The sequence below is a fragment of the Citrobacter sp. RHB21-C05 genome (genome assembly GCF_013889015.1).
Taxonomy (GTDB): domain Bacteria; phylum Pseudomonadota; class Gammaproteobacteria; order Enterobacterales; family Enterobacteriaceae; genus Citrobacter_A; species Citrobacter_A sedlakii.
The window spans coordinates 3,296,321-3,317,689 of record NZ_CP057611.1 but is presented as its reverse complement, the minus strand read 5'-3'; the positions used below and the strand labels follow the sequence as shown (position 1 = coordinate 3,317,689).

The 21,369-nt window shown below is 55.0% G+C and carries 23 protein-coding genes and 1 other RNA gene; 14 read left to right on the top strand and 10 right to left on the bottom strand.

Translation table 11 applies throughout. The features are described from left to right. Positions 1 to 90 precede the first annotated feature (90 nt). Positions 91 to 909: an HMP-PP phosphatase gene (gene cof, locus HVX72_RS15940; protein ID WP_181821864.1), complete on the top strand. Its 819-nt coding sequence runs from the start codon at positions 91 to 93 to the stop codon at positions 907 to 909. Positions 910 to 952: 43 nt separating this feature from the next. On the opposite strand, the gene HVX72_RS15935 is transcribed toward cof, so the two are convergent. Next, positions 953 to 2,008 (bottom strand): PLP-dependent cysteine synthase family protein, encoded by a 1,056-nt coding sequence (locus HVX72_RS15935; RefSeq protein ID WP_084588982.1) that lies wholly within the window; start codon positions 2,006 to 2,008, stop codon positions 953 to 955. Positions 2,009 to 2,120: 112 nt separating this feature from the next. Here HVX72_RS15935 and decR point away from each other — a divergent pair, with 112 nt between their 5' ends. From decR to amtB, 5 genes are all read left to right on the top strand, one after another. Further along, positions 2,121 to 2,579, top strand: coding sequence for a DNA-binding transcriptional regulator DecR (gene decR / locus HVX72_RS15930; RefSeq protein WP_042285884.1), 459 nt, complete (start codon positions 2,121 to 2,123; stop codon positions 2,577 to 2,579). 44 nt (positions 2,580 to 2,623) lie between these two features. Further along, on the top strand, positions 2,624 to 4,396 hold the full coding sequence (locus HVX72_RS15925; protein WP_181821863.1) for a SmdA family multidrug ABC transporter permease/ATP-binding protein: 1,773 nt from the start codon (positions 2,624 to 2,626) through the stop codon (positions 4,394 to 4,396). Beyond that, positions 4,389 to 6,167 (top strand): SmdB family multidrug efflux ABC transporter permease/ATP-binding protein, encoded by a 1,779-nt coding sequence (locus tag HVX72_RS15920; RefSeq protein ID WP_042285880.1) that lies wholly within the window; start codon positions 4,389 to 4,391, stop codon positions 6,165 to 6,167. Before HVX72_RS15925 ends, HVX72_RS15920 begins: the two co-directional genes overlap by 8 nt. A gap of 221 nt (positions 6,168 to 6,388) precedes the next feature. Next, a complete protein-coding gene (gene glnK / locus HVX72_RS15915; protein WP_002891893.1) occupies positions 6,389 to 6,727 on the top strand; it encodes a P-II family nitrogen regulator in 339 nt (112 codons plus the stop codon). 31 nt (positions 6,728 to 6,758) lie between these two features. Then, positions 6,759 to 8,045, top strand: a complete 1,287-nt coding sequence (amtB, locus tag HVX72_RS15910; protein ID WP_042285877.1) for an ammonium transporter AmtB — start codon at positions 6,759 to 6,761, stop codon at positions 8,043 to 8,045. 70 nt (positions 8,046 to 8,115) lie between these two features. Here amtB and tesB read toward each other — a convergent pair whose 3' ends face one another. Continuing rightward, positions 8,116 to 8,976, bottom strand: coding sequence for an acyl-CoA thioesterase II (gene tesB, locus HVX72_RS15905; RefSeq protein WP_181821862.1), 861 nt, complete (start codon positions 8,974 to 8,976; stop codon positions 8,116 to 8,118). Positions 8,977 to 9,189: 213 nt separating this feature from the next. Here tesB and HVX72_RS15900 point away from each other — a divergent pair, with 213 nt between their 5' ends. Next, positions 9,190 to 9,759 (top strand): YbaY family lipoprotein, encoded by a 570-nt coding sequence (locus HVX72_RS15900; RefSeq protein WP_181821861.1) that lies wholly within the window; start codon positions 9,190 to 9,192, stop codon positions 9,757 to 9,759. 32 nt (positions 9,760 to 9,791) lie between these two features. On the opposite strand, the gene HVX72_RS15895 is transcribed toward HVX72_RS15900, so the two are convergent. After that, the gene (locus HVX72_RS15895; protein ID WP_200033566.1) at positions 9,792 to 10,103 is read right to left on the bottom strand and encodes an MGMT family protein; all 312 of its coding nucleotides are present in this window, start codon (positions 10,101 to 10,103) and stop codon (positions 9,792 to 9,794) included. A 162-nt stretch (positions 10,104 to 10,265) separates the two neighbouring features. Here HVX72_RS15895 and ffs point away from each other — a divergent pair. The 3 genes from ffs (at position 10,266) to HVX72_RS15880 (ending at position 11,027) form a co-directional block, all read left to right on the top strand. Further along, an RNA gene (gene ffs / locus HVX72_RS15890) (signal recognition particle sRNA small type) lies at positions 10,266 to 10,362 on the top strand. A gap of 198 nt (positions 10,363 to 10,560) precedes the next feature. Continuing rightward, positions 10,561 to 10,812 (top strand): hypothetical protein, encoded by a 252-nt coding sequence (locus HVX72_RS15885; RefSeq protein WP_042285870.1) that lies wholly within the window; start codon positions 10,561 to 10,563, stop codon positions 10,810 to 10,812. Beyond that, the gene (locus tag HVX72_RS15880; RefSeq protein ID WP_060569052.1) at positions 10,809 to 11,027 is read left to right on the top strand and encodes a hypothetical protein; all 219 of its coding nucleotides are present in this window, start codon (positions 10,809 to 10,811) and stop codon (positions 11,025 to 11,027) included. Before HVX72_RS15885 ends, HVX72_RS15880 begins: the two co-directional genes overlap by 4 nt. On the opposite strand, the gene HVX72_RS15875 is transcribed toward HVX72_RS15880, so the two are convergent. Continuing rightward, entirely contained in the window at positions 11,024 to 12,451 is a 1,428-nt protein-coding gene (locus tag HVX72_RS15875) for a PLP-dependent aminotransferase family protein (RefSeq protein ID WP_042285864.1), read from the bottom strand. The two genes, HVX72_RS15880 and HVX72_RS15875, sit on opposite strands and share 4 nt — an antisense overlap. An 83-nt stretch (positions 12,452 to 12,534) precedes the next feature. Here HVX72_RS15875 and HVX72_RS15870 point away from each other — a divergent pair, with 83 nt between their 5' ends. Continuing rightward, positions 12,535 to 13,131, top strand: coding sequence for a hypothetical protein (locus HVX72_RS15870; protein ID WP_181821860.1), 597 nt, complete (start codon positions 12,535 to 12,537; stop codon positions 13,129 to 13,131). Positions 13,132 to 13,211: 80 nt separating this feature from the next. Next, positions 13,212 to 13,565 carry a DUF1428 family protein gene (locus tag HVX72_RS15865; RefSeq protein WP_060569050.1) on the top strand — a complete coding sequence of 118 codons (354 nt, stop codon included), beginning with the start codon at positions 13,212 to 13,214 and terminating at the stop codon, positions 13,563 to 13,565. Between the two features lie 39 nt (positions 13,566 to 13,604). Here the strand turns inward: HVX72_RS15865 and HVX72_RS15860 are convergent, their stop codons facing one another. After that, positions 13,605 to 15,155 carry an EAL domain-containing protein gene (locus HVX72_RS15860; protein ID WP_181821859.1) on the bottom strand — a complete coding sequence of 517 codons (1,551 nt, stop codon included), beginning with the start codon at positions 15,153 to 15,155 and terminating at the stop codon, positions 13,605 to 13,607. Positions 15,156 to 15,333: 178 nt separating this feature from the next. Here HVX72_RS15860 and HVX72_RS15855 point away from each other — a divergent pair, with 178 nt between their 5' ends. Beyond that, a complete protein-coding gene (locus HVX72_RS15855) occupies positions 15,334 to 15,594 on the top strand; it encodes a type B 50S ribosomal protein L31 (protein ID WP_042285853.1) in 261 nt (86 codons plus the stop codon). A 2-nt stretch (positions 15,595 to 15,596) separates the two neighbouring features. Further along, the gene (gene ykgO / locus HVX72_RS15850) at positions 15,597 to 15,737 is read left to right on the top strand and encodes a type B 50S ribosomal protein L36 (protein ID WP_016537667.1); all 141 of its coding nucleotides are present in this window, start codon (positions 15,597 to 15,599) and stop codon (positions 15,735 to 15,737) included. A 47-nt stretch (positions 15,738 to 15,784) separates the two neighbouring features. On the opposite strand, the gene HVX72_RS15845 is transcribed toward ykgO, so the two are convergent. The 5 genes from HVX72_RS15845 to acrB form a co-directional block, all read right to left on the bottom strand. Next, positions 15,785 to 16,255, bottom strand: coding sequence for a YlaC family protein (locus tag HVX72_RS15845; protein WP_042285848.1), 471 nt, complete (start codon positions 16,253 to 16,255; stop codon positions 15,785 to 15,787). A 107-nt stretch (positions 16,256 to 16,362) separates the two neighbouring features. Then, the gene (gene maa / locus HVX72_RS15840; RefSeq protein WP_042285845.1) at positions 16,363 to 16,920 is read right to left on the bottom strand and encodes a maltose O-acetyltransferase; all 558 of its coding nucleotides are present in this window, start codon (positions 16,918 to 16,920) and stop codon (positions 16,363 to 16,365) included. Between the two features lie 177 nt (positions 16,921 to 17,097). Beyond that, complete coding sequence (locus HVX72_RS15835) at positions 17,098 to 17,316, bottom strand: HHA domain-containing protein (protein WP_001280991.1); 219 nt, start codon at positions 17,314 to 17,316, stop codon at positions 17,098 to 17,100. Between the two features lie 27 nt (positions 17,317 to 17,343). Continuing rightward, positions 17,344 to 17,718, bottom strand: a complete 375-nt coding sequence (tomB, locus tag HVX72_RS15830; protein ID WP_042285841.1) for an Hha toxicity modulator TomB — start codon at positions 17,716 to 17,718, stop codon at positions 17,344 to 17,346. Between the two features lie 494 nt (positions 17,719 to 18,212). Beyond that, positions 18,213 to 21,362: an efflux RND transporter permease AcrB gene (acrB, locus tag HVX72_RS15825; protein WP_042285838.1), complete on the bottom strand. Its 3,150-nt coding sequence runs from the start codon at positions 21,360 to 21,362 to the stop codon at positions 18,213 to 18,215. Positions 21,363 to 21,369: the final 7 nt, after the last annotated feature.

The window sequence follows — 21,369 nt, the reverse complement described above, 5'->3', positions numbered from 1 at the left end:
AACAATTCAGATTATCTATTCACTATTACTTCCGTATATATCAGGTGATACTCATCCACAAGTTAACCCCGTCACAGAGTGGAGAAAGAGATGGCTCGTCTGGCTGCATTTGATATGGATGGCACCTTGCTGATGCCAAACCACCTGCTGGGTGAGGAAACGATTTCCACGTTGTCCCGCCTGCGTGAACGTGACATCACGCTGGCTTTTGCGACCGGGCGTCACGTGCTGGAAATGCGCCATATTCTTGGCGCCGTTTCGCTGGAGGCGTTTTTAATTACCGGCAACGGTACGCGCATTCATTCGCTGGAAGGAGAGGTGCTGCATCGACAGGATCTGGATCCGGCGGTCGCGCAAATCGTCCTGCAGCAGAAGTGGGACACCCGGGCAAGTATGCATGTTTTTAACGACAATGGCTGGTTTACCGGCCAGGACATTCCGGCGATCCTGCAGGCCCACGTCTACAGCGGCTTTCGCTATCAGATCGTCGATATCAAACGTCTCCCGGCGGATCAAGTCACCAAGGTTTGCTTCTGCGGCGATCATGACGATCTGTCGCGACTGAAAACGCAGTTGCATGAAACGTTAGGCCCACGGGCGCATCTGTGCTTCTCTGCCGTTGATTGCCTGGAAGTATTGCCGGTGAACTGTAATAAAGGTTCCGCATTGTCAGTGTTGAGTCAGCACCTTGGACTGACGATGGCGGAATGCATGGCGTTCGGCGACGCGATGAACGACCGTGAAATGCTCGGTAGCGTTGGTCATGGCCTGATTATGGGCAATGCGATGCCGCAGTTGATTGCCGAGCTGCCTCATCTGCCGGTTATTGGCCACTGCCGTAATCAGGCGGTATCACACTTTTTGACACATTGGCTGGACAATCCGCATCTACCTTATTCCCCCGAATGAGAGATCCTTTCCGGCAACGGGCAGCATCACGTTGCCCGTTTTTTTATTTAAGGCGTAGCAACTGAGCAAGCGCATCCTGCCACGGCGTCAAATCGCCCATGTTCGCCTTTACCCACTCGGGGTGGTAGTAGGTGTCCAGATACCGCTCCCCGCTGTCGCATAAGAGCGTCACCAGTGAACCGGTTTCACCCGCGTCGCGCATTCTGGCGGCAAGGTGCAGCATTCCCCACATATTGGTTCCCGTGGAAGCCCCAACCTTACGACCGAGCTGGGTTTCCAGCCAGTGCGCGGTTGCCACGCTGGCGGCATCGGGCACGCGCAGCATTTCGTCCACCACGTCCGGAATAAAAGAAGGCTCCACGCGCGGACGGCCTATGCCTTCGATTTTACTGCCCGTCGGGCTGCGAAGCGTGGCGTCACGGTTTTGCCAGTAGGGGAGGAATACCGAGTTTTCCGGGTCAACCACCATCAGACGGGTCGCATAGCCCTGACAGCGAATATAGCGTCCAATAGTGGCGGAAGTGCCGCCTGTGCCCGCACTCATAACGATGTGCGCGGGAACCGGGTTCGGTTCGCACTGCATCTGGCGGAAAATACTGTCGGCGATGTTATTGTTGCCGCGCCAGTCGGTGGCGCGTTCAGCGTAGGTGAACTGATCCATGTAATGACCGTTCAGCTCGCGCGCCAGTTGCTCCGAGGCGGCGTAAATTTCACACGCGCTTTCGACGAAATGACAGCGACCGCCGTAAAATTCAATCTGCTCAATCTTACGCTTTGCCGTACAGGATGGCATGACGGCGATAAACGGCAACCCCAGCAGGCGAGCGAAATAGGCTTCAGAAACCGCGGTCGATCCCGAAGAGGATTCTATAATAGTAGTGCCTTCTTTGATCCAGCCGTTGCACAGCCCGTAGAGAAATAGCGAGCGCGCCAGCCGGTGTTTCAGGCTGCCGGTCGGGTGCGTGCTTTCATCTTTAAGATACAGCTGAATACCCGGAAAGGCAGGCAGCGGCAAGCGAATAAGGTGAGTATCGGCGGAGCGATGGTAATCCGCGTTGATTTCATTGATGGCGTTTTTAACCCATGCACTATTCATCATTAATATCCATTTGTCATTTTGTGCCAAGCGTAGCGAAAAGCACGGAAAAAATTGTTGCTATTTGACCTTTAAAATAGAATGAATGGAGAAAATTGTTCTCTGAGACGTCGATATGTTAGATAAAATTGACCGCAAGCTACTGGCGCTGTTGCAGCAAGACTGCACCCTCTCTTTGCAGGCGCTGGCGGATGCCGTTAATCTGACCACCACGCCCTGCTGGAAGCGCCTCAAACGGTTGGAAGACGACGGTATTTTGCTGGGCAAAGTCGCGTTGCTGGACCCGGAAAAACTGGGGCTGGGATTAACCGCCTTCGTGCTGATCAAAACCCAGCACCACAGCAGTGAATGGTACTGCCGTTTCGTGACGGTGGTCAGCGAGATGCCCGAAGTGCTTGGCTTCTGGCGCATGGCCGGGGAGTACGACTACCTGATGCGGGTACAGGTGGCCGACATGAAACGCTACGATGATTTCTATAAGCGCCTGGTGAACAGCGTGCCGGGCCTCTCCGATGTGACATCCAGTTTCGCGATGGAACAGATTAAATACACTACCGCTTTACCCATTGAATAACCCTCCCGGACGATGAGCCGGAAAATCAGGTCAGGACATAACGCGTGCGATTATTTGCTCAATTAAGCTGGTATTTTCGCCGGGAGTGGCGTCGCTACCTCGGCGCTGTTGCCTTGCTTATTATCATCGCCATTCTTCAGCTCATTCCGCCAAAGGTGGTGGGCATTGTCGTGGATGGCGTCACCGCGCAGCACTTTACGACGCAGCGGGTGCTGATGTGGATTGGCACCATCGCCCTGATTGCCGTAGTGGTGTATCTGCTGCGCTACGTCTGGCGCGTGCTGCTGTTTGGCGCGTCTTACCAGCTTGCGGTGGAACTGCGGGAAGATTACTACCGTCAGCTGAGCCGTCAGCATCCTGAATTTTATCTGCGCCACCGTACCGGCGATCTGATGGCGCGCGCCACCAACGATGTGGATCGCGTAGTGTTCGCCGCAGGCGAAGGCGTCCTGACGCTGGTGGATTCGCTGGTGATGGGCTGTGCGGTGCTGATCGTGATGTCCACGCAGATCAGCTGGCAACTGACCCTGTTAGCGCTGTTGCCCATGCCGGTTATGGCGTTGATGATTAAGCGCTACGGCGATAAGTTGCACGATCGCTTTCGCCTGGCGCAGGCTGCTTTCTCCAGCCTGAATGACCGTACCCAGGAGAGCCTCACCAGCATCCGCATGATCAAAGCCTTTGGTCTGGAGGATCGCCAGTCGGCGCTGTTTGCGGCCGATGCGGACGACACCGGTAAGAAAAACATGCGCGTGGCGCGCATTGACGCGCGCTTTGATCCCACGATTTACATCGCCATCGGGATGGCGAACCTGCTGGCGATTGGCGGCGGCAGCTGGATGGTTGTCCAGGGCGCTCTGACGTTGGGACAATTAACCAGCTTTATGATGTATCTCGGGCTGATGATATGGCCAATGCTGGCTCTGGCGTGGATGTTCAACATCGTCGAGCGCGGCAGCGCGGCATACAGCCGCATTCGCGCGATGCTGGCCGAAGCGCCGGTAGTTAACGACGGTACGGAACCGGTGCCGGAAGGGCGGGGAGAACTGGCGGTCGCGATACGTGAGTTCAGCTATCCCCACACCTCGCATCCGGCGCTGGAAAACGTGGTTTTTCACCTTCAACCGGGGCAGATGCTTGGCATTTGCGGGCCCACCGGCGCGGGTAAAAGTACGGTGCTGTCGTTGATTCAGCGTCATTTCGACATTACCCAGGGGGACGTGCGTTTTCACAACATTCCGTTGCCGCGTTTGCAACTGGACAGCTGGCGCAGCCGCCTGGCGGTGGTTAGCCAGACGCCTTTTCTGTTTTCCGATACCGTGGCCAATAACATTGCGCTGGGCTGCCCGAACGCCACGCAGCAGGACATTGAGCATGTGGCGCGGCTGGCCAGCGTTCATGAGGATATTTTGCGTCTGCCGCAGGGCTATGACACCGAGGTGGGCGAGCGTGGCGTCATGCTCTCTGGCGGGCAAAAACAGCGCATCTCCATTGCGCGAGCGCTGCTGCTGAATGCCGAAATTCTGATCCTTGATGATGCGCTGTCGGCAGTGGATGGCCGCACCGAGCATCAGATCCTGCATAACCTGCGCCAGTGGGGAGAAGGGCGCACGGTGATTATCAGCGCGCACCGACTGTCGGCGCTGACCGAAGCGAGCGAAATCATCGTTATGCAGCATGGTCATATCATCCAGCGTGGCGATCATGAGACGCTGGTTCAGCAGGCGGGCTGGTATCGCGACATGTACCGTTACCAGCAACTGGAAGCCGCGCTGGACGATGCGCCGCAAAACGATGAGGAGACGGCGAATGCGTAGTTTCGGGCAGTTATGGCCGACCCTCAAGCGCCTGCTGGCCTACGGCTCTCCGTGGCGTAAACCGCTGGGTATCGCGGTCGTGATGCTGTGGATTGCGGCGGCGGCGGAAGTCAGCGGCCCGTTGTTGATCAGTTATTTTATCGACAATATGGTGGCGAAAAACACGCTGCCGCTTGGCATTGTCGCCGGGCTGATAGCCGCTTATCTCGGCTTGCAAATCCTGGCCGCCAGTTTGCATTACGCGCAGTCGCTGCTGTTTAACCGCGCCGCGGTCGGGGTGGTTCAGCAACTGCGTACCGACGTGATGGACGCCGCGCTGCGACAGCCGCTAAGCGAGTTTGACACCCAACCCGTCGGCCAACTGATTTCACGCGTCACCAATGACACCGAAGTCATTCGCGATCTGTACGTCACGGTGGTGGCGACCGTGCTGCGCAGCGCGGCGCTGATTGGCGCGATGCTGGTGGCGATGTTCAGTCTTGACTGGCGTATGGCGCTGGTGGCGATCCTGATTTTCCCGGCCGTGTTGGTGGTGATGGTGATCTACCAGCGCTACAGCACGCCGATAGTGCGCCGGGTACGCGCTTATCTCGCCGATATTAACGACGGTTTTAACGAAGTCATCAACGGCATGAGCGTCATTCAGCAGTTCCGCCAACAGGCGCGTTTTGGTGAAAGAATGGGGGAGGCCAGCCGATCGCATTATATGGCGCGGATGCAGACTCTGCGTCTGGACGGCTTTTTATTGCGTCCTCTGTTGAGCCTGTTTTCAGCGTTGATTCTCTGTGGGCTGCTGATGCTGTTCAGCTTTACCTCTGTCGGCACTATTGAAGTCGGCGTACTGTACGCCTTCATCAGTTATCTGGGGCGCCTGAATGAGCCGCTAATTGAACTCACTACGCAGCAGTCGATGCTGCAACAGGCGGTAGTGGCGGGTGAACGCGTGTTTGAACTGATGGACGGCCCGCGTCAGCGTTACGGTCAGGACGCTCGTCCGCTGGCATCCGGGCAGATCGAAATCGACGATGTTTCGTTTGCTTATCGCGATGATAATCTGGTGCTGCAAAACATTAGCCTCTCAGTGCCGTCGCGCAGTTTTGTGGCGCTGGTGGGGCACACCGGCAGCGGCAAGAGCACGCTTGCCAGCCTGCTGATGGGCTATTATCCCCTTCGCCACGGCGAAATTCGTCTTGATGGCCGTCCGCTGAGTACGCTCAGTCACGGTGCGTTACGCCAGGGCGTGGCGATGGTGCAGCAGGATCCGGTGGTGATGGCGGATACGTTCCTTGCCAACGTTACCCTGGGACGGGATATTTCCGAGGAGCAGGTCTGGCAGGCGCTCGAAACCGTGCAGCTCGCGGAGCTGGCGCGCGGCATGAGCGAAGGTATCCATACCCGTCTTGGCGAGCAGGGAAATAACCTCTCCGTCGGTCAAAAACAGCTGCTTGCGTTGGCGCGGGTTCTGGTCGCGACGCCGCAAATCTTAATTCTCGATGAAGCGACCGCCAGCATTGACTCGGGCACTGAGCAGGCAATTCAGCGGGCGCTGGCGGCGGTGCGCGAACATACCACGCTGGTGGTGATCGCTCATCGACTATCAACTATCGTGGAAGCGGATACCATTCTGGTGCTGCATCGCGGACAAGCGGTGGAGCGCGGGACCCATCATCAACTGCTCGCCGCGCAGGGACGCTACTGGCAGATGTATCAGCTCCAGCTCGCCGGAGAGGAACTGGCGGCCAGCGTGCGGGAAGAGTCGCAACCCGCCTGATGCACCGACGCCGTTAGCCCCGACGGCGGTGGTGCAAAAATGTAACGCATCATGCACTGCCATGGTGCGTTTTTCTTTTCTCGCTTCGCCTCGCTCTTTCTCACGTCAATTCTTTCGCCAGCCGCAGGCCGCTCTTCGGGGAATTTTCATTTCTGGCATAACCCTTGCAATCACGTATACGTGTAGCAGCGCCATTACCGAATTCTGACTGGAGGGGATCTATGAAGCTGGTTACCGTGGTAATCAAACCGTTCAAACTGGAAGACGTTCGCGAAGCGCTCTCTTCTATAGGTATTCAGGGACTGACCGTCACCGAAGTGAAAGGCTTTGGGCGGCAGAAAGGTCATGCTGAGCTTTATCGCGGGGCGGAATACAGCGTCAATTTCCTGCCCAAAGTGAAAATTGATGTGGCGATTGCCGACGACCAGCTTGATGAAGTGATTGATGTCATCAGTAAAGCGGCATACACCGGAAAAATTGGCGACGGCAAAATTTTCGTCGCTGAGCTGCAGCGTGTGATTCGTATTCGTACCGGCGAAGCCGACGAAGCGGCGCTGTAACGCCTGGCACACAGTAACGGGAAACGACAAAATGAAGATAGCAACGATGAAAACGGGCCTTGCTTCACTGGCGATGCTGCCTGGGCTGGCAGCGGCTGCTCCGGCAGTTGCCGAAAAAGCGGACAACGGTTTTATGATGATTTGCACCGCGCTGGTGCTGTTTATGACCATTCCCGGCATTGCCCTGTTCTATGGCGGTCTGATCCGCGGTAAGAACGTGTTGTCGATGCTGACGCAGGTGACGGTCACCTTCGCGTTGGTGTGTATTATGTGGGTGGTATTTGGCTATTCACTGGCGTTTGGCGAAGGGAACAACTTCTTCGGTAATGTTAACTGGGTGATGCTCAAGAACATTGAGCTGACCGCCGTGATGGGCAGTATCTACCAGTATATTCACGTTGCTTTTCAGGGCTCGTTTGCCTGTATCACCGTCGGGTTGATCGTCGGGGCGTTGGCGGAACGTATCCGTTTCTCTGCCGTGCTGATCTTTGTGGTGGTCTGGTTGACGCTCTCCTATATTCCGATCGCCCATATGGTGTGGGGCGGAGGCCTGTTGGCGTCACATGGCGCGCTGGACTTCGCCGGCGGTACCGTGGTGCATATTAACGCGGCGATTGCCGGGCTGGTGGGCGCATACCTGATTGGCAAACGCGTCGGTTTTGGCAAAGAGGCGTTTAAACCGCACAACCTGCCGATGGTGTTTACCGGCACGGCGATCCTTTATATCGGCTGGTTTGGTTTTAACGCCGGCTCTGCCGGGGCGGCGAATGAAATTGCGGCATTGGCCTTCGTCAATACCGTTGTCGCAACGGCGGCGGCAATCCTCGGCTGGATTTTCGGGGAGTGGGCGCTGCGCGGTAAACCGTCTCTGCTGGGCGCCTGTTCCGGTGCGATTGCCGGTCTGGTTGGCGTAACGCCTGCCTGCGGCTATATCGGCGTAGGCGGCGCGTTAATCATCGGCGTGGTCGCCGGGCTAGCCGGGCTGTGGGGCGTAACCATGTTGAAGCGTCTGCTGCGAGTTGACGACCCGTGCGATGTGTTTGGCGTTCACGGCGTCTGCGGGATCGTCGGCTGTATTCTGACGGGCGTATTCGCCTCCAGCGCGCTGGGCGGCGTGGGGTTCGCCGAGGGCGTAACGATGGGGCATCAGGTGCTGGTACAACTGGAAAGTATTGCCATCACCCTCGTCTGGTCCGGCGTGGTGGCGTTCATCGGTTACAAGCTGGCGGATATGACCGTAGGGCTGCGCGTGCCGGAAGAGCAAGAGCGCGAAGGGCTGGATGTCAACAGCCACGGCGAGAACGCGTATAACGCGTAACGTCGGGGCCCGGCAGCGTATTGCTGACCGGGCCTGCGTGCGTTATCAACCGCATACGGCGTCTGCCGGTTTAGTTGTGATTGCGCATCACCCCTTCCTGCACGGTTGAGGCGACCAATATGCCGTCCTGAGTATAAAACTCGCCGCGTACAAAGCCCCGGGCGCTGGACGCCGAGGTGCTTTCCACGCTGTACAACAGCCACTGATTCAAATCAAAGGGACGGTGGAACCACATGGAGTGATCGATGGTGGCGATCTGAATCCCTTTTTCCAGAAAACCAATACCGTGCGGCTGTAGCGCAACCGGCAGAAAATTAAGATCCGACGCGTAGCCCAGCAGATACTGATGCACGCGGATATCATCCGGCAGCGTGCCGTTAGCGCGGATCCACACCTGACGGGTGGGTTCGGCCACATGGCCTTTCAACGGATTGTGGAACTCAACTGGTCGCACCTCCAGTGGGCGGTCGCAGAGAAATTTATCCTTCAGTACCGGTGGCAGCAGATGCGCCAGCGACTGGGCGATTTCGGTTTCTGATTTCAGGCCGTCTGGCGCGGGGGCGTGCGGCATGGTTTTTTGATGTTCAAAACCGTTTTCTGGCGCCTGAAACGACGCGGTCATGTAAAAAATAGGCTTGCCGTTCTGGACAGCGGCAACGCGGCGGGCGCTGAAACTGTTGCCGTCGCGCAGCACTTCCACATCATAAATAATCGGTTTTTGGCTGTCGCCGGGGCGTAAAAAATAGCTGTGGAAAGAGTGAACCAGGCGTTCTTCCGGTACGGTCTCTTTAGCGGCATACAGGGCCTGACCGACAACCTGGCCGCCAAAGACCTGGCGCAGTCCTAAGTCTTCACTCTGGCCCCGAAAGAGTCCTTCCTCAATTTTTTCCAGATTCAATAATGTCAGCAAATTACTCAGTGCCTGACTCATACATGCTCTCCAGGTAACAACGGCGCCGAAGCGAGATAGGCAGAGTATAACGCAATTTATTAAGTGGTCCGATGGGTGCAATAGTCTGAATAAAAGGCTTAATCCAGGCAAAAATCAGTGATATGTGCCACACTTACTGACGTTATGTATTTGTTAACCACTCTTCCGGCGGGGGGAAAGGCCTGCTGGTGCATTGATGATAAGGAGAATTGAATGAAACTCGTGCACATAGTAAGTGGTTTAGCGGTTGCGGTGTCCCTGGCTGCCTGCGCGGATAGAAGCGCGGACATTCAGACGCCTGCGCCAAACCCGAACACTTCCATTACTGCCACACAGTCCACTATTCAGCAACCTAATGTTTCAGGTACCGTATGGATCCGTCAGAAAGTGGCGTTGCCGCCTGATGCTGTTCTGACCGTTACCCTGTCAGACGCTTCGTTGGCCGATGCGCCGTCTAAGGTGCTGTCGCAAAAAGCGGTACGAACCGAAGGGAAGCAAGCGCCGTTCAGCTTCGTACTGCCGTTTAACCCGGCCGATATCAAGCCGAATGCCCGCATTCTGCTGAGCGCAGCCATTACTGTGAATGACAAACTGGTCTTTATCACCGATACCGTTCAGCCGGTTATCAACCAGGGCGGAACGAAAGCCGATCTGACGCTGGTCCCTGTCCAGCAGACGGCAGTGCCTGTTCAGGCCAGCGGCGGCGCAACCACAACGGTGCCGTCGACGTCGCCGACACAGGTGACGCCTTCTTCTGCCGTACCAGCACCTACGCAGTATTAAGACGTAAAACGACCCTCTCCGCCCGGAGAGGGTCAGTAGTTCCAGCGATAACGCTGCAAATCGATTTGCCCGCTTCCGGACACCTGAACCCCTTCTGATAATAATGCCTGACGTTGACGCTGAAGATCCGGCCCGGTTAACGAGATCGCGCCGTGTCGGTTAACCACCCGATGCCAGGGAAGGGTGCTGCCTTCGGGTAAGCGTTTGAGGACGCCGCCTACCTGGCGCGCAGCCCGCGGCGAACCGGCAAGTTTTGCCACGTCACCGTAGGTGGTGACGAATCCTTCCGGTATTGAGGCAATGATTTGCCAGACTCGTTGGGGAAAAGTGTCTTCTCTGTCCATTATTTCTTCCTGCGGTAATCCTTCAGGATAATCCCGAAACGGCGGCGGGTGAAGCGCTATTGCGCAAGAAACCAGCATCCGACGCCCGACGGCTTGCAATTGGCCGGGGCAGCAGTGATAATGCGCCTGCGCGTTGGTTAACAACGCTCTCAATGGGGGCTCTGTTGGTTCTCCCGCAACGCTACTCTGTTTACCAGGTCAGGTCCGGAAGGAAGCAGCCAAGGCAGATGACGCGTGTGCCGGGATGTAGCTGGCAGGGCCCCCACCCATTTCTGCCGTCCGAAGTAGCCCGCCGTCTCACTTCTTCATTTTGTCATGAATTTGTCATTTTTTTGTAATGAACAACTGGCAGAGTGTTGTCGGGAAGTTAAAACATAATCCCCTCTTTCTTTCCACGTCGTACCGGCGCGTTTGCGGCTACGCCGTGTTTTGCCTGCTTGCACACAAGGATTTTACGATGGCTACAGCGGTACTAAATGTCAAAATCGATGAGGCGGTGAAAGAGAAACTTCGCCAGCATGCCGAAACGAACAACGAAAATTTGAGTATCACGACAGAAAAACTGCTGCTTAGCGCCTTTGGGGCGGCGGCAGAAGGCGACGTCTGCGCAGATGAGATCGACAGCCAGCACACGATCGAGTCGCAAGTCGAACCGCTGACGTCGAAAGAAATCAAAGCATTGCGCAGATTACTGAAGAAGAAAAAATGAAACAGCAAACGCTTTCCACCGCCAGCAGCTACAGTGAAGCCTGTGAATTATTGCGCTCAGGCTACGTGAAACATGTTCGCTTACACTGGAACGTCGGCAGCGACGAGTTTTTCCGTATTGCCTCAGACTGGTGCGACGCGGGCGCCAGAATCAAGAAAGAGGGTGAGGATTTTATCATCTCCCTGAAAGGCTTTCCGGTACCGCGTCAATACTAAATAATTTTGCGAACTTTACTGCCTGCTGACTGCATGCGCAGGCTCTCCCAGAGCGGCTGTAAGGTTCGAAAAGCTTCGCGCAAGCCTTCTTCCGGCAGCGCGAACGGCATCCGCAAAAAGCGATCAAAGGCGCCTGCTAAACCGAAGCGGGTGCCTGTTCCCAATTGTATCCCGGCGCTCTCCGCGCGCGTGGCGAACTGCGTCGCCAGCGCGTCCGGCAGTTCCACCCAATACGAAAGTCCTCCCTGCGGCGTCTGAAAGCGCCATTCCGGAAAATGCGAGCGCATAAGCGTTTGACACAATGCGCGTCGTTCCGCCAGTTGCTGTCGGCGTTGGGGTAAAAAGGCGCTGGCATTATCGAGAAGCCACGTGGTGGCGAGCTGTTCCAGCACCGGCGAGCCGAGATCGAACGTGTCGCGCGTTTGCACCAGCGCAGCGATGGTTCTTGCGGGCGCGCGCACCCATCCCAGCCGCAAGCCGCCCCAAAAACTTTTTCCTGCCGAACCCAGCAGAATGACCGGCGCATGGCGATGATAAGCCGCCAGTGGAGGCGGCGGCGCGGCGTCGTACCACAGATTCACCATCGTTTCATCAATGACCAGCGTTGTGTGGGTTGTGGCCGCAATGTCGGCGACAATCTGGCGCGTCGGCTCATCCATGCACCGCCCGGTGGGGTTATGAAAATCCGGCATCAGATAAGCGAGCCTGGGAGAGGTCTGTGCGATAGTGGCTGCCAGTCCAGCGGTATCCCAGCCCTGCTCCGGTAACGAAACGCCAACCGGTCGACAGGAGGCGCCCTGAATCGCGGCAATGGCCAGTGGGTAAGTGGGATGATCGACAAGTACGCGGTCGCCAGGCCCGGTCATTAAACGCAGGATCAGCGCCAGACCGCTGACCGCACCGTTCACTACCATGATTTCATCAGCATGGGTCGGCAGTCCTCGCGACGCATAGTGCCGGGCGACAGACTCGCGCAGGGAGAGCAACCCCTGCGGCTGATAGCCGGAGGTCAACAAGTGGGGCGGCATGGCGCGCAGCGCCTCCTGGTAAGCCTGATGGATTTCAGGTCCGGCATTCAGCGCCGCCGTGGAAAGATCAACCGCCAGGGGCGTCGCCGAGCGCGTGGGCACGTCGCGAATATGCGTTGGCAAAATCACCCGCGACCCGCTGCCGTGACGGATGTCCAGATATCCCTCTTCACGTAATTGCGCCAGCGCGCTGGCAACGGTGGTGCGGCTCACATCCAGCACTGACGCCAGTTCGCGTTCGCCAGGCAAGCGGCTGTCTAGCGCCAGACGCCCGTCAAGGATCAGCAGACGCAGCGCTTCCGCCAACTGTCGCCACAGCGGCGTACGTGAAGATGTCTCTTGCCAGTGACCCAGCAGGCGATGTAACGACTGGCTTCCATTGCGACGTGATGACATAGCAGTCCACTTTCTCAAAACTGGTCATTAATCATAGTGCCAATTATGGCGAAGATAAAAGCCATCTTGACGGGGAGGGGAAAATGGGACGTCGACTGCTGCAACTCTATTTTGGACTGGCTCTGTATGGAGTCTCAACCGCCATGTTTGTGCGCGCGGACTTAGGCGCCGATCCGTGGAACGTTTTTCATCTTGGGTTGGCAAATCTGCTGTCAATGAAGATAGGCATCGTGATGATTATCGTTGGCGCGCTGGTCCTGTTGCTGTGGATCCCGCTGCGCCAGCGTCCCGGCTTAGGCACATTCAGCAACGTTATTGTCATTGGACTTACCGCCGATGCTGCGCTGGCGCTGATGCCGGAACTCTCCTCGCTGGTCGTGCGCAGCGTGATGCTGGCGGCGGCGGTGGTGGTCAACGCGCTGGCGACGAGCATGTATATCGGCGCTGGCTTTGGCGCGGGGCCGCGGGACGGGCTGATGACCGGCATTCATGCCCGCACCGGTTGGTCGGTGCGTCTGATTCGAACGGCGATCGAGGTGTCGGTGCTCTTCAGCGGCTGGCTGCTGGGCGGCACGCTTGGCATAGGAACGGTGCTGTACGCTCTGGCGATCGGGCCGTTAATTCAGCTTTGTTTGCCGTGGTTTCGCTACACTTCCCGGTCCCGGATCCAGACAGCGTAGTTGACGAGAGACGACTACACTTAATCCGACTGACGTGGCTGGAAAGGCTGGTCGCGCAGTAAACTTCGGAGGTTTTTCTCATGAAGTATGTTGATGGTTTTGTTGTAGCCGTCCCCGCCGAAAACAAGGAGGCTTATAAGGCGCTGGCGGCGAAAGCAGCACCGCTGTTTAAGGAATTTGGCGCGCTTCGCATCGTTGAATGCTGGGCCGACGACGTGCCAGATGGCAGCGTCACCGATTTTCGCATGGCGGTTAAAGCCGGAGAAAACGAAGAAGTGGTGTTCAGCTGGATCGAATACCCGTCGAAAGAGGTACGGGATGCGGCGAATCAAAAGATGATGTCCGACCCGCGGATGAAAGAATTCGGCGATGAAATGCCGTTTGATGGTAAACGCATGATCTACGGTGGATTTGCCCCTATACTCGACGAATAACGTGACTGGCTGTGCGGCGTGCCGCCAGCCATTTTCGCCTCAAAGGTGTTCTTCAGCCCAGAGGATAAACGCCGTTTTGGGCAGCGCTTTGCTGTACAGCCAGCCCTGACCATAATCCACGCCATGCTGGCGTAACCATGCTTCCTGCTTCGCCGTTTCAATTCCCTCGGCCACCATCTTCAGATTCAGCGTCCGGGCCATTTCGATAATGTGCGGCGTCACGTTTTTGTATTCCAGCGCGCTGACAAAGGATTTATCAATTTTCATGATATCCACTTCCAGATTCTGCAGGTAACTGAGGCTGGAGAAACCGGTACCGAAATCGTCAATATAGATGGCATGTCCCGCTTCACGATAGCGGGCAACGATGGGCGAGCTGGTTTTTGGGTCGGCAAAGGCGCGTTCAGTCAGTTCCAGGGCTATCTGAGAAGGAGAAACCTGGTACTGCTGGAGCAGTTTGTTGAGCAGCGCCGGGAGCTTCTCTGAGGCAAGATCCGTGGATTCAATATTGATGGAAATATGCTGTTCCGGATGCTGCTGAAGCCATTGCCCCATATCTTCAAACACCGACTCGATGATCAGGCGGGTAAGCGATTCGGTAAGCCCGGTCTGAGCGGCAAGCGGAATAAAAATGTCCGGCGAAAGAAAGCTGCCGTCAGTTTGCCGCCAACGCGCCAGCGCCTCTGCGCCAACGATCTTCCCCGTGGTCAGCGACATGATGGGTTGATAGTGAACGCTGATGTCCCGGTTATGGATAGCATCCTGTAGCCGATGACGAGGAGACTGAATACGCCGCAAAATGCGCAGGATAAACGCCGCTGCCAGAAGCCCAATCGCCGTACCGACGGGCACCCAGATAAACGCCTGTTGATACCAGATTTTATCCAGTGGACGCGTGGACGCCCAACTGACAATGGCAATCCCCATTTCCGGGAAGGGGCGGATTTCATATACCACGCCGTGACGTTCCAGATGGCGCGGTGTTTTTTCGCGGGTATATTGCAGAACGGCGGGAGGAATGGTCCCGCTACTGGCGATAACAATATTACGTTGTGTGCCGATTATCGCCACATCGATTTGCCATGCGCCAAAGGGCACAACGTCAATAAATGAGGCGGGATCGATCATTACGATATAGCGACCATTCCCCAGCGCGGTCATATAGCGCGCAATCCCCAAATCGTTATGCGTGGTAAACCAGGCCTGGTAACCGTCGTCGGTCAGCTTCATAGCGGGCGGAAAAGGAGCGGTATGGCTTTCCTGTTCCAGCGACGAGCATCGCGGGATGTTGTTTTCCAGGTACAGCACTTCCTGTACATAGCGGTAGCTAAAAGAGATACGTCGCATCGCCAGCAAATGGTCATGCGAGCAGGGGAGGCTGGTCACTGCCTCAATGTCCTGTAGGGCATTTTTCGCCTGCTGGACCACACGCTGGGTGCGCTCAAACACCTGGGTGGAATAGTTATCCAGCTCCTCAATAAACTTCCTCTCGACCTGGCGATGGGCAAGCCAGATGCTCACCCCTACTGGCAGCAAAATAGCGAGGATCAGCACGCCCGTTACCAGGCTAACCAGATGTCGTGTGGTCACGAAGATATCCTTAATAACGCATCGTAAAGAAATTATATCCGATCGCGGAAAAAAACCGGTATTGGTGAGTGTGTTAAGTGCAATGTGCGTATTGAGCCTGGTTTTCATGGGGTTGATAAACGGCCAGGCTTGGCGTATTTTATTGTTATGTTATAATGTAACAATTAAAGGGGTAAAGATGAAACCGAATATCCATCCTGCTTACCGCACCGTGGTGTTTCACGACACCAGCGCTGATGAATATTTTAAAGTAGGTTCAACCATTAAAACGGATCGCGAAATTGAGCTGGACGGTGTGGTCTACCCGTACGTCACTATTGATGTTTCATCTAAGTCGCATCCGTATTACACCGGTAAGCAAAAAACGTTCGCTAACGAAGGCAGCGCGGCGCGCTTTGAGAAACGTTTTGGCCATTTTTTAAGCTCGAAGCGGGGGTGAAAATGCAGGTACTGAATTCCTTGCGCAGCGCAAAGCAGCGCCATCCGGACTGTCAGATTGTCAGAAGAAAAGGGCGGTTATATGTGATTTGTAAAACGAATCCGCGTTTTAAGGCAGTACAAGGGCGGAAAAAGCGTCGGTAAGATTACCCGGTGCCGGATGGCGGAGCGCGCCATCCGGCACCGGCAGGTTATTGCTGCGCTTCAGCGCGTGCCAGAGTAAAAATGTCATAAAACGACAGCTCGCCCTTACGGGAAAGCATCTTCTGTAACTGCGTCTTCTGTTCGCGATTGACGCGCGGGGACTCAAGAATCGTCTCAACCAAAGCCGGGGGAACGAATCGCGTGTTGTACCACTCGCCGTTGTAACACACCCGGAAGTCCAGCACGTCGATATCTTCATAACGATAGCGCGGAGCGACGTCAAAAAAGAAAAAACCGTTCAGTAAGATGAAAAGCACGACCAGCAGCCAGACTGAGCCAACCAGCGTGTCGGACTGCAACATGACCGCGAGGGTGGCGAACCAGGCGATGTACATGCCGATAAACAGGCCCGGATGTTTGCGGATAAAGCTGATACTGAAGCGCGGCTTATTATCGCGCTTCTCACGCACGTTAAGATCGTCAATGGTTTCGGTAAGCAGGCGTTGTATTTCTGTCATTTTTAGCCTTTGTGATTGTGCTACTTGCAGATGAACACCCCATTTTAAAAGCGGCGTAACCCTGAAAAAAGTAACAGATTAACCACAATTTAGCATAACAGTTACAATCAGGCCGACAGGTGTTTCAGGATCCGCGCTGGATTGCCGCCTACGACCACGTTTGCCGGCACATCTTTGGTCACCACCGCGCCGGAGGCCACAACGACATTGTCGCCAATCGTTACGCCCGGATTAATCACCGCGCGTCCGCCAATCCAGACATTATTGCCGATGGTGACCGGTTTGCCGAACTCCCGTCCGCTGTTGCGTTCAGTCGCGTCCAGAGGATGGGTGGCGGTATAAATATGAACGCCGGGCGCCAGCATACAGTTGTCGCCAATGCGGATGGGGCAAACGTCCAACAGTACACAGTCGAAATTGGCGTAAAAGTCTTTCCCGAGAAAGATATTGTAACCGTAGTCACAGCGAAAGGACGGTTCGATATAGGGCTTGTCACAGTGACCGAGGAGCGCGGTGAGGATCGCCAGGCGTTCGGCTTTTTCGTCCGGGGCGGTCTGATTGTAGCGGTGAACCCACTTGCGCGCCTGCATCCGGTCATCGCGCAGGGTGTCATCCGAGGGTCGATACAGCTCGCCCGCGATCATTTTTTGCTTTTCTTCACTCATTCCATGCACTCTCTGCGTTAGCATTAAAAGCCATACAGTAGAGGGACAGAGGGTGTCAGGGAACGTTCCCTGCGTTATTTTGTGACAGAATTCACAACAGCGTATCGACGCTTAAAGCAAATATTCAACATTGTTTCGCAAGAAAACATCCGTATTTTCTAATGAGTCTGCCACGAATTAACGGATGAATTTCCAGACGGAGGAGGGGATCTTGTCGTAAAGTTTATTCATGGTTAATTCTGCGAGACGGTGATCTGCTGCTGAGTAAAATACAGCCAATTCATTGTCAGACAATTCATATTTATTTTTTTCAATCACGCGTTCCAGCGTGTCAATAGTCTGGCAGCGTCGCAAACGCATCAAATAATCAGTTTTAGTTAATGGTTTATCGGACATGATTCTTACCTATGATTGTAATAATATTTAACAAGACAAACTAACAGGATTAGCCCTGGTGGCATTCACAAAGCAGCGGAACAAGCGATTCCCGGATTTCTGCCATTTTTGGAGGTCCTGCGCATTAATGCCATAACTGCTGAACAACATAAAAGTGTCGTCCAGATATTCATCAATCTGTTCGATCAGCTTATTGTCCTCATTATACTTAATTTTATAATTAAGCGCGAAGGTTGCAATATGCTCGATCAGTTCGTTGAGTTGCAGGTTGATAGCCGAGGTTGGATCGTTAACCCAGCCATGATTGCTTTCTTCAAGGTTTGCAAGACAATCATGATAAAGCGTTTCACAAAGAAATTTCAGCTGAGCGATATCATGTCTTTTGGGTGAGTATTCATCCATAACGCATCCCCTTCTTAGTGGCTTTAACTAACCGAACACCTTTCGGGATGGGTACAACTAACAGACCTGGAACTTGCCCTCTGCTCCTGATGCTTTAACTATAATCTACTCTATAAAAGATTTCATCGTCCTATTACGAAAAATTACAATTAAGTGAATAGAAGAGTGGGGTGCAACATTATCATTATAGCACGTAATAGAGGCTGTCCGGAATAAGGTATTTTATCCTGAGTCGTAGACTCAATATATCTTATCTTTTCATTGACTTAGTTGTTGCGGGGGAGGCGTCGCTGTTTTCATCGCCAGGAATACTCTTAATAATGAATTAATAATCGACAAATAAGAATTAACTAAAACCGCTAAGAAAATCCTCCTCACTGTTGTGGATAAAGACGTTTATTCCTCAATCGTAAGTAAACGACGTTGCAATTAGCGCGGTGAACACTATCACTCGAAAAAAAAGGCCGCTTGCGCGGCCTTTATTATAATGCGGATCAACGATGCTCTACGGTATGGCTGTGCTCGACATCTTCACTCTTGCGGCTGAAGCGACGGCGTACCACCACAAAGAACACCGGAACGAAGAAGATAGCCAGTACGGTCGCGGTGACCATACCGCCCATCACGCCTGTCCCCACGGCGTTCTGCGCGCCGGAGCCTGCGCCGGAGCTGATAACCAGCGGCATAACGCCCAGAATGAACGCCAGCGAGGTCATCAGGATCGGACGTAAACGCATACGTACCGCTTCAAGCGTGGCTTCAATCAGGCCTTTACCTTCTTTATCCATCAGGTCTTTGGCGAATTCGACGATCAAGATCGCGTTCTTCGCCGACAACCCAATGGTTGTGAGGAGGCCCACCTGGAAGTAAACGTCGTTGGTCAACCCGCGGAAGGTCGCCGCCAGCAGCGCGCCGATAACCCCAAGCGGAACCACCAGCATAACCGAGAACGGAATCGACCAGCTCTCATACAACGCCGCCAGACACAGGAAGACGACGATCAGCGAGATGGCATACAGGGCAGGGGCCTGGTTGCCGGACAGACGTTCCTGATAGGACATCCCCGTCCAGTCATAGCCGATGCCGGAAGGCAGTTTGCTTGCCAGCTCTTCCATCATCGCCATCGCTTCACCGGTACTCTTGCCCGGCGCCGCCTGGCCCAGAATCTCCATGGAAGGCAAGCCGTTATAACGTTCCAGACGCGGTGAACCGTATTCCCAGCGTGACGACGAGAAGGCCGAGAACGGCACCATCTGGCCATCGCTGCCGCGGACGTACCAGTTACCAATATCTTCCGGCAACATGCGGTATTTCGCTTCAGACATTACGTAAACTTTCTTCACACGACCACGATCGATAAAGTCGTTTACGTAGCTGCCGCCCCAGGCTGCGCCCAGTGTGGTATTGATATCACTAATGGAAACGCCCAGCGCCTGTGCTTTTTCCTGGTCGATATCAATTTTGAACTGCGGCGTATCTTCCAGACCGTTAGGACGAACACCAACCAGCAGATCCGGATGTTTTGCCACTTCGCCAAACAGCTGGTTACGTGCCTGTGTCAGTTTTTCATGGCCAAGGCCCGCCTGGTCGATCAACTGGAAATCGAAGCCGGTTGCAGTACCCAACTCAACAATCGCCGGCAGGTTAAAGGCGAAGACCATCGCGTCTTTAATCTGCGAGAAGGCCGCTGACGCACGTTGGGTAATCGCCTCAACTTTGTTCTCATCGCCCGGACGATCGGCCCAGTCTTTCAGCGAGACGAACGCGATACCGGTGTTCTGACCGCGACCCGCAAAGCCGAAGCCGTTAACCGCAAACACCGACTCAACGTTGGCTTTTTCTTTGGTCAGGAAATAGTCGGTCATCTCATCGAGAACTTTCTGCGTCCGTTCCTGAGTCGCACCGGCAGGCAACTGGGCCATGCTCAGGAATACCCCCTGGTCTTCATCCGGCAGGAAGGAGCTTGGCAGACGAACGAACAGAAAGGCCATGCCGACCACGATGATCAGATACAGCAGCAGATAACGACCGGTGCTGCGCAGAATGTTGCCTACGCTGTCGGTGTAGTGGTGCGTGCTCTTATCGAACATGCGGTTAAACCAGCCGAAAAAGCCTTTTTTGCCTTCACCGTGGTCGCCTTTGGCGATGGGTTTGAGCATGGTGGCGCACAGCGCCGGCGTCAGGATCAACGCTACCAGAACCGACAGCGCCATCGCGGAGACGATAGTGATGGAGAACTGACGATAGATAGCCCCGGTCGAGCCGCCGAAGAAGGCCATCGGGATAAACACCGCCGACAGAACCATCGCGATACCCACCAGTGCGCCCTGAATCTGGCCCATTGATTTACGCGTCGCTTCCTTCGGCGGCAGGCCCTCTTCGGACATAACACGTTCGACGTTCTCGACCACCACGATGGCGTCATCCACCAACAGACCGATGGCGAGCACCATCCCGAACATCGTCAGGGTGTTTATCGAGAAGCCGAAGGCCGCAAGGACCGCAAAGGTCCCCAACAGAACCACCGGAACGGCAATGGTTGGGATCAGCGTCGCGCGGAAGTTCTGCAGGAACAGATACATTACCAGGAACACGAGAATGATCGCTTCCACCAGCGTTTTCACCACTTCATGAATGGAGATTTTCACGAACGGGGTGGTGTCATACGGGTAAACAATTTTCAGGCCCGACGGGAAGAACGGCTCCATTTTCGCCAGTTCAGCACGGATCGCTGTCGCGGTGTCGAGCGCGTTGGCGCCCGTCGCCAGTTTAATCCCTAAACCGGACGCAGGCTGGCCGTTGAACTTCGCAATAACGTCGTAGTTCTCGCCGCCCAGTTCGATTTTGGAAACGTCACGCAGACGAACCTGCGAACCATCCTGATTCACTTTCAGCAGGATTTTGCCGAATTCTTCGGTTGAAGTCAGTCGCGTCTGGGCAATGATCGAGGCGTTCAACTGCTGGCCTTTCACCGGCGGCGTACCGCCTAACTGACCCGCCGCAACCTGGGCGTTCTGCGCTTTGATTGCGTTGATCACATCGACCGGCGTCAGCTGAAATTTGTTGAGCGCTGTCGGGTCCATCCAGATACGCATCGCGTACTGCGAACCGAACAACTGCACGTCACCCACGCCGGAAGTACGGCTGATGGCGTCCTTCATGTTGGCGGCAACGTAGTCCGAAATATCTTCCTGGGTCATGGAACCGTCGGTGTTGATAACCCCGACAACCATCAGGAAGCTACTGGATGACTTCTCAACGCTCACGCCCTGCTGTTGAACTTCCTGCGGCAGCAACGGCATCGCCAGCTGCAGTTTGTTCTGCACCTGAACCTGCGCAATGTCCGCATCGGTACCGGATTCAAACGTCAGGGTGATCTGCACGGTACCCGTGGAGTCACTGTTTGAGGACATGTACATCAGGTTATCGATACCGTTCATGTTCTGTTCGATAACCTGCGTGACGGTGTCCTGCACGGTTTGCGCATCAGCGCCAGGGTAGGTTGCGGAGATCGTCACTGCTGGCGGCGCAATCGTTGGATATTGCGCGACCGGCAGTTTGAGGATCGCAAGCCCCCCTGCCAACATGATGATAATGGCGATCACCCATGCGAATATGGGGCGATCGATAAAGAAATTTGGCATGTCTTAA

What these genes read in the sequence shown, in the direction of transcription:
- HVX72_RS15835 (WP_001280991.1), bottom strand. Translation starts at nt 17,316, where the DNA reads ATGTCCGATAAACCATTAACTAAAACTGATTATTTGATGCGTTTGCGA.
- HVX72_RS15865 (WP_060569050.1), top strand. Translation starts at nt 13,212, where the DNA reads ATGAAGTATGTTGATGGTTTTGTTGTAGCCGTCCCCGCCGAAAACAAG.
- tomB (WP_042285841.1), bottom strand. Translation starts at nt 17,718, where the DNA reads ATGGATGAATACTCACCCAAAAGACATGATATCGCTCAGCTGAAATTT.
- amtB (WP_042285877.1), top strand. Translation starts at nt 6,759, where the DNA reads ATGAAGATAGCAACGATGAAAACGGGCCTTGCTTCACTGGCGATGCTG.
- HVX72_RS15900 (WP_181821861.1), top strand. Translation starts at nt 9,190, where the DNA reads ATGAAACTCGTGCACATAGTAAGTGGTTTAGCGGTTGCGGTGTCCCTG.
- HVX72_RS15875 (WP_042285864.1), bottom strand. Translation starts at nt 12,451, where the DNA reads ATGTCATCACGTCGCAATGGAAGCCAGTCGTTACATCGCCTGCTGGGT.
- HVX72_RS15920 (WP_042285880.1), top strand. Translation starts at nt 4,389, where the DNA reads ATGCGTAGTTTCGGGCAGTTATGGCCGACCCTCAAGCGCCTGCTGGCC.
- cof (WP_181821864.1), top strand. Translation starts at nt 91, where the DNA reads ATGGCTCGTCTGGCTGCATTTGATATGGATGGCACCTTGCTGATGCCA.
- ykgO (WP_016537667.1), top strand. Translation starts at nt 15,597, where the DNA reads ATGCAGGTACTGAATTCCTTGCGCAGCGCAAAGCAGCGCCATCCGGAC.
- decR (WP_042285884.1), top strand. Translation starts at nt 2,121, where the DNA reads ATGTTAGATAAAATTGACCGCAAGCTACTGGCGCTGTTGCAGCAAGAC.
- maa (WP_042285845.1), bottom strand. Translation starts at nt 16,920, where the DNA reads ATGAGTGAAGAAAAGCAAAAAATGATCGCGGGCGAGCTGTATCGACCC.
- HVX72_RS15855 (WP_042285853.1), top strand. Translation starts at nt 15,334, where the DNA reads ATGAAACCGAATATCCATCCTGCTTACCGCACCGTGGTGTTTCACGAC.
- HVX72_RS15870 (WP_181821860.1), top strand. Translation starts at nt 12,535, where the DNA reads ATGGGACGTCGACTGCTGCAACTCTATTTTGGACTGGCTCTGTATGGA.
- HVX72_RS15845 (WP_042285848.1), bottom strand. Translation starts at nt 16,255, where the DNA reads ATGACAGAAATACAACGCCTGCTTACCGAAACCATTGACGATCTTAAC.
- tesB (WP_181821862.1), bottom strand. Translation starts at nt 8,976, where the DNA reads ATGAGTCAGGCACTGAGTAATTTGCTGACATTATTGAATCTGGAAAAA.
- acrB (WP_042285838.1), bottom strand. Translation starts at nt 21,362, where the DNA reads ATGCCAAATTTCTTTATCGATCGCCCCATATTCGCATGGGTGATCGCC.
- HVX72_RS15895 (WP_200033566.1), bottom strand. Translation starts at nt 10,103, where the DNA reads ATGGACAGAGAAGACACTTTTCCCCAACGAGTCTGGCAAATCATTGCC.
- HVX72_RS15880 (WP_060569052.1), top strand. Translation starts at nt 10,809, where the DNA reads ATGAAACAGCAAACGCTTTCCACCGCCAGCAGCTACAGTGAAGCCTGT.
- HVX72_RS15935 (WP_084588982.1), bottom strand. Translation starts at nt 2,008, where the DNA reads ATGATGAATAGTGCATGGGTTAAAAACGCCATCAATGAAATCAACGCG.
- HVX72_RS15885 (WP_042285870.1), top strand. Translation starts at nt 10,561, where the DNA reads ATGGCTACAGCGGTACTAAATGTCAAAATCGATGAGGCGGTGAAAGAG.
- glnK (WP_002891893.1), top strand. Translation starts at nt 6,389, where the DNA reads ATGAAGCTGGTTACCGTGGTAATCAAACCGTTCAAACTGGAAGACGTT.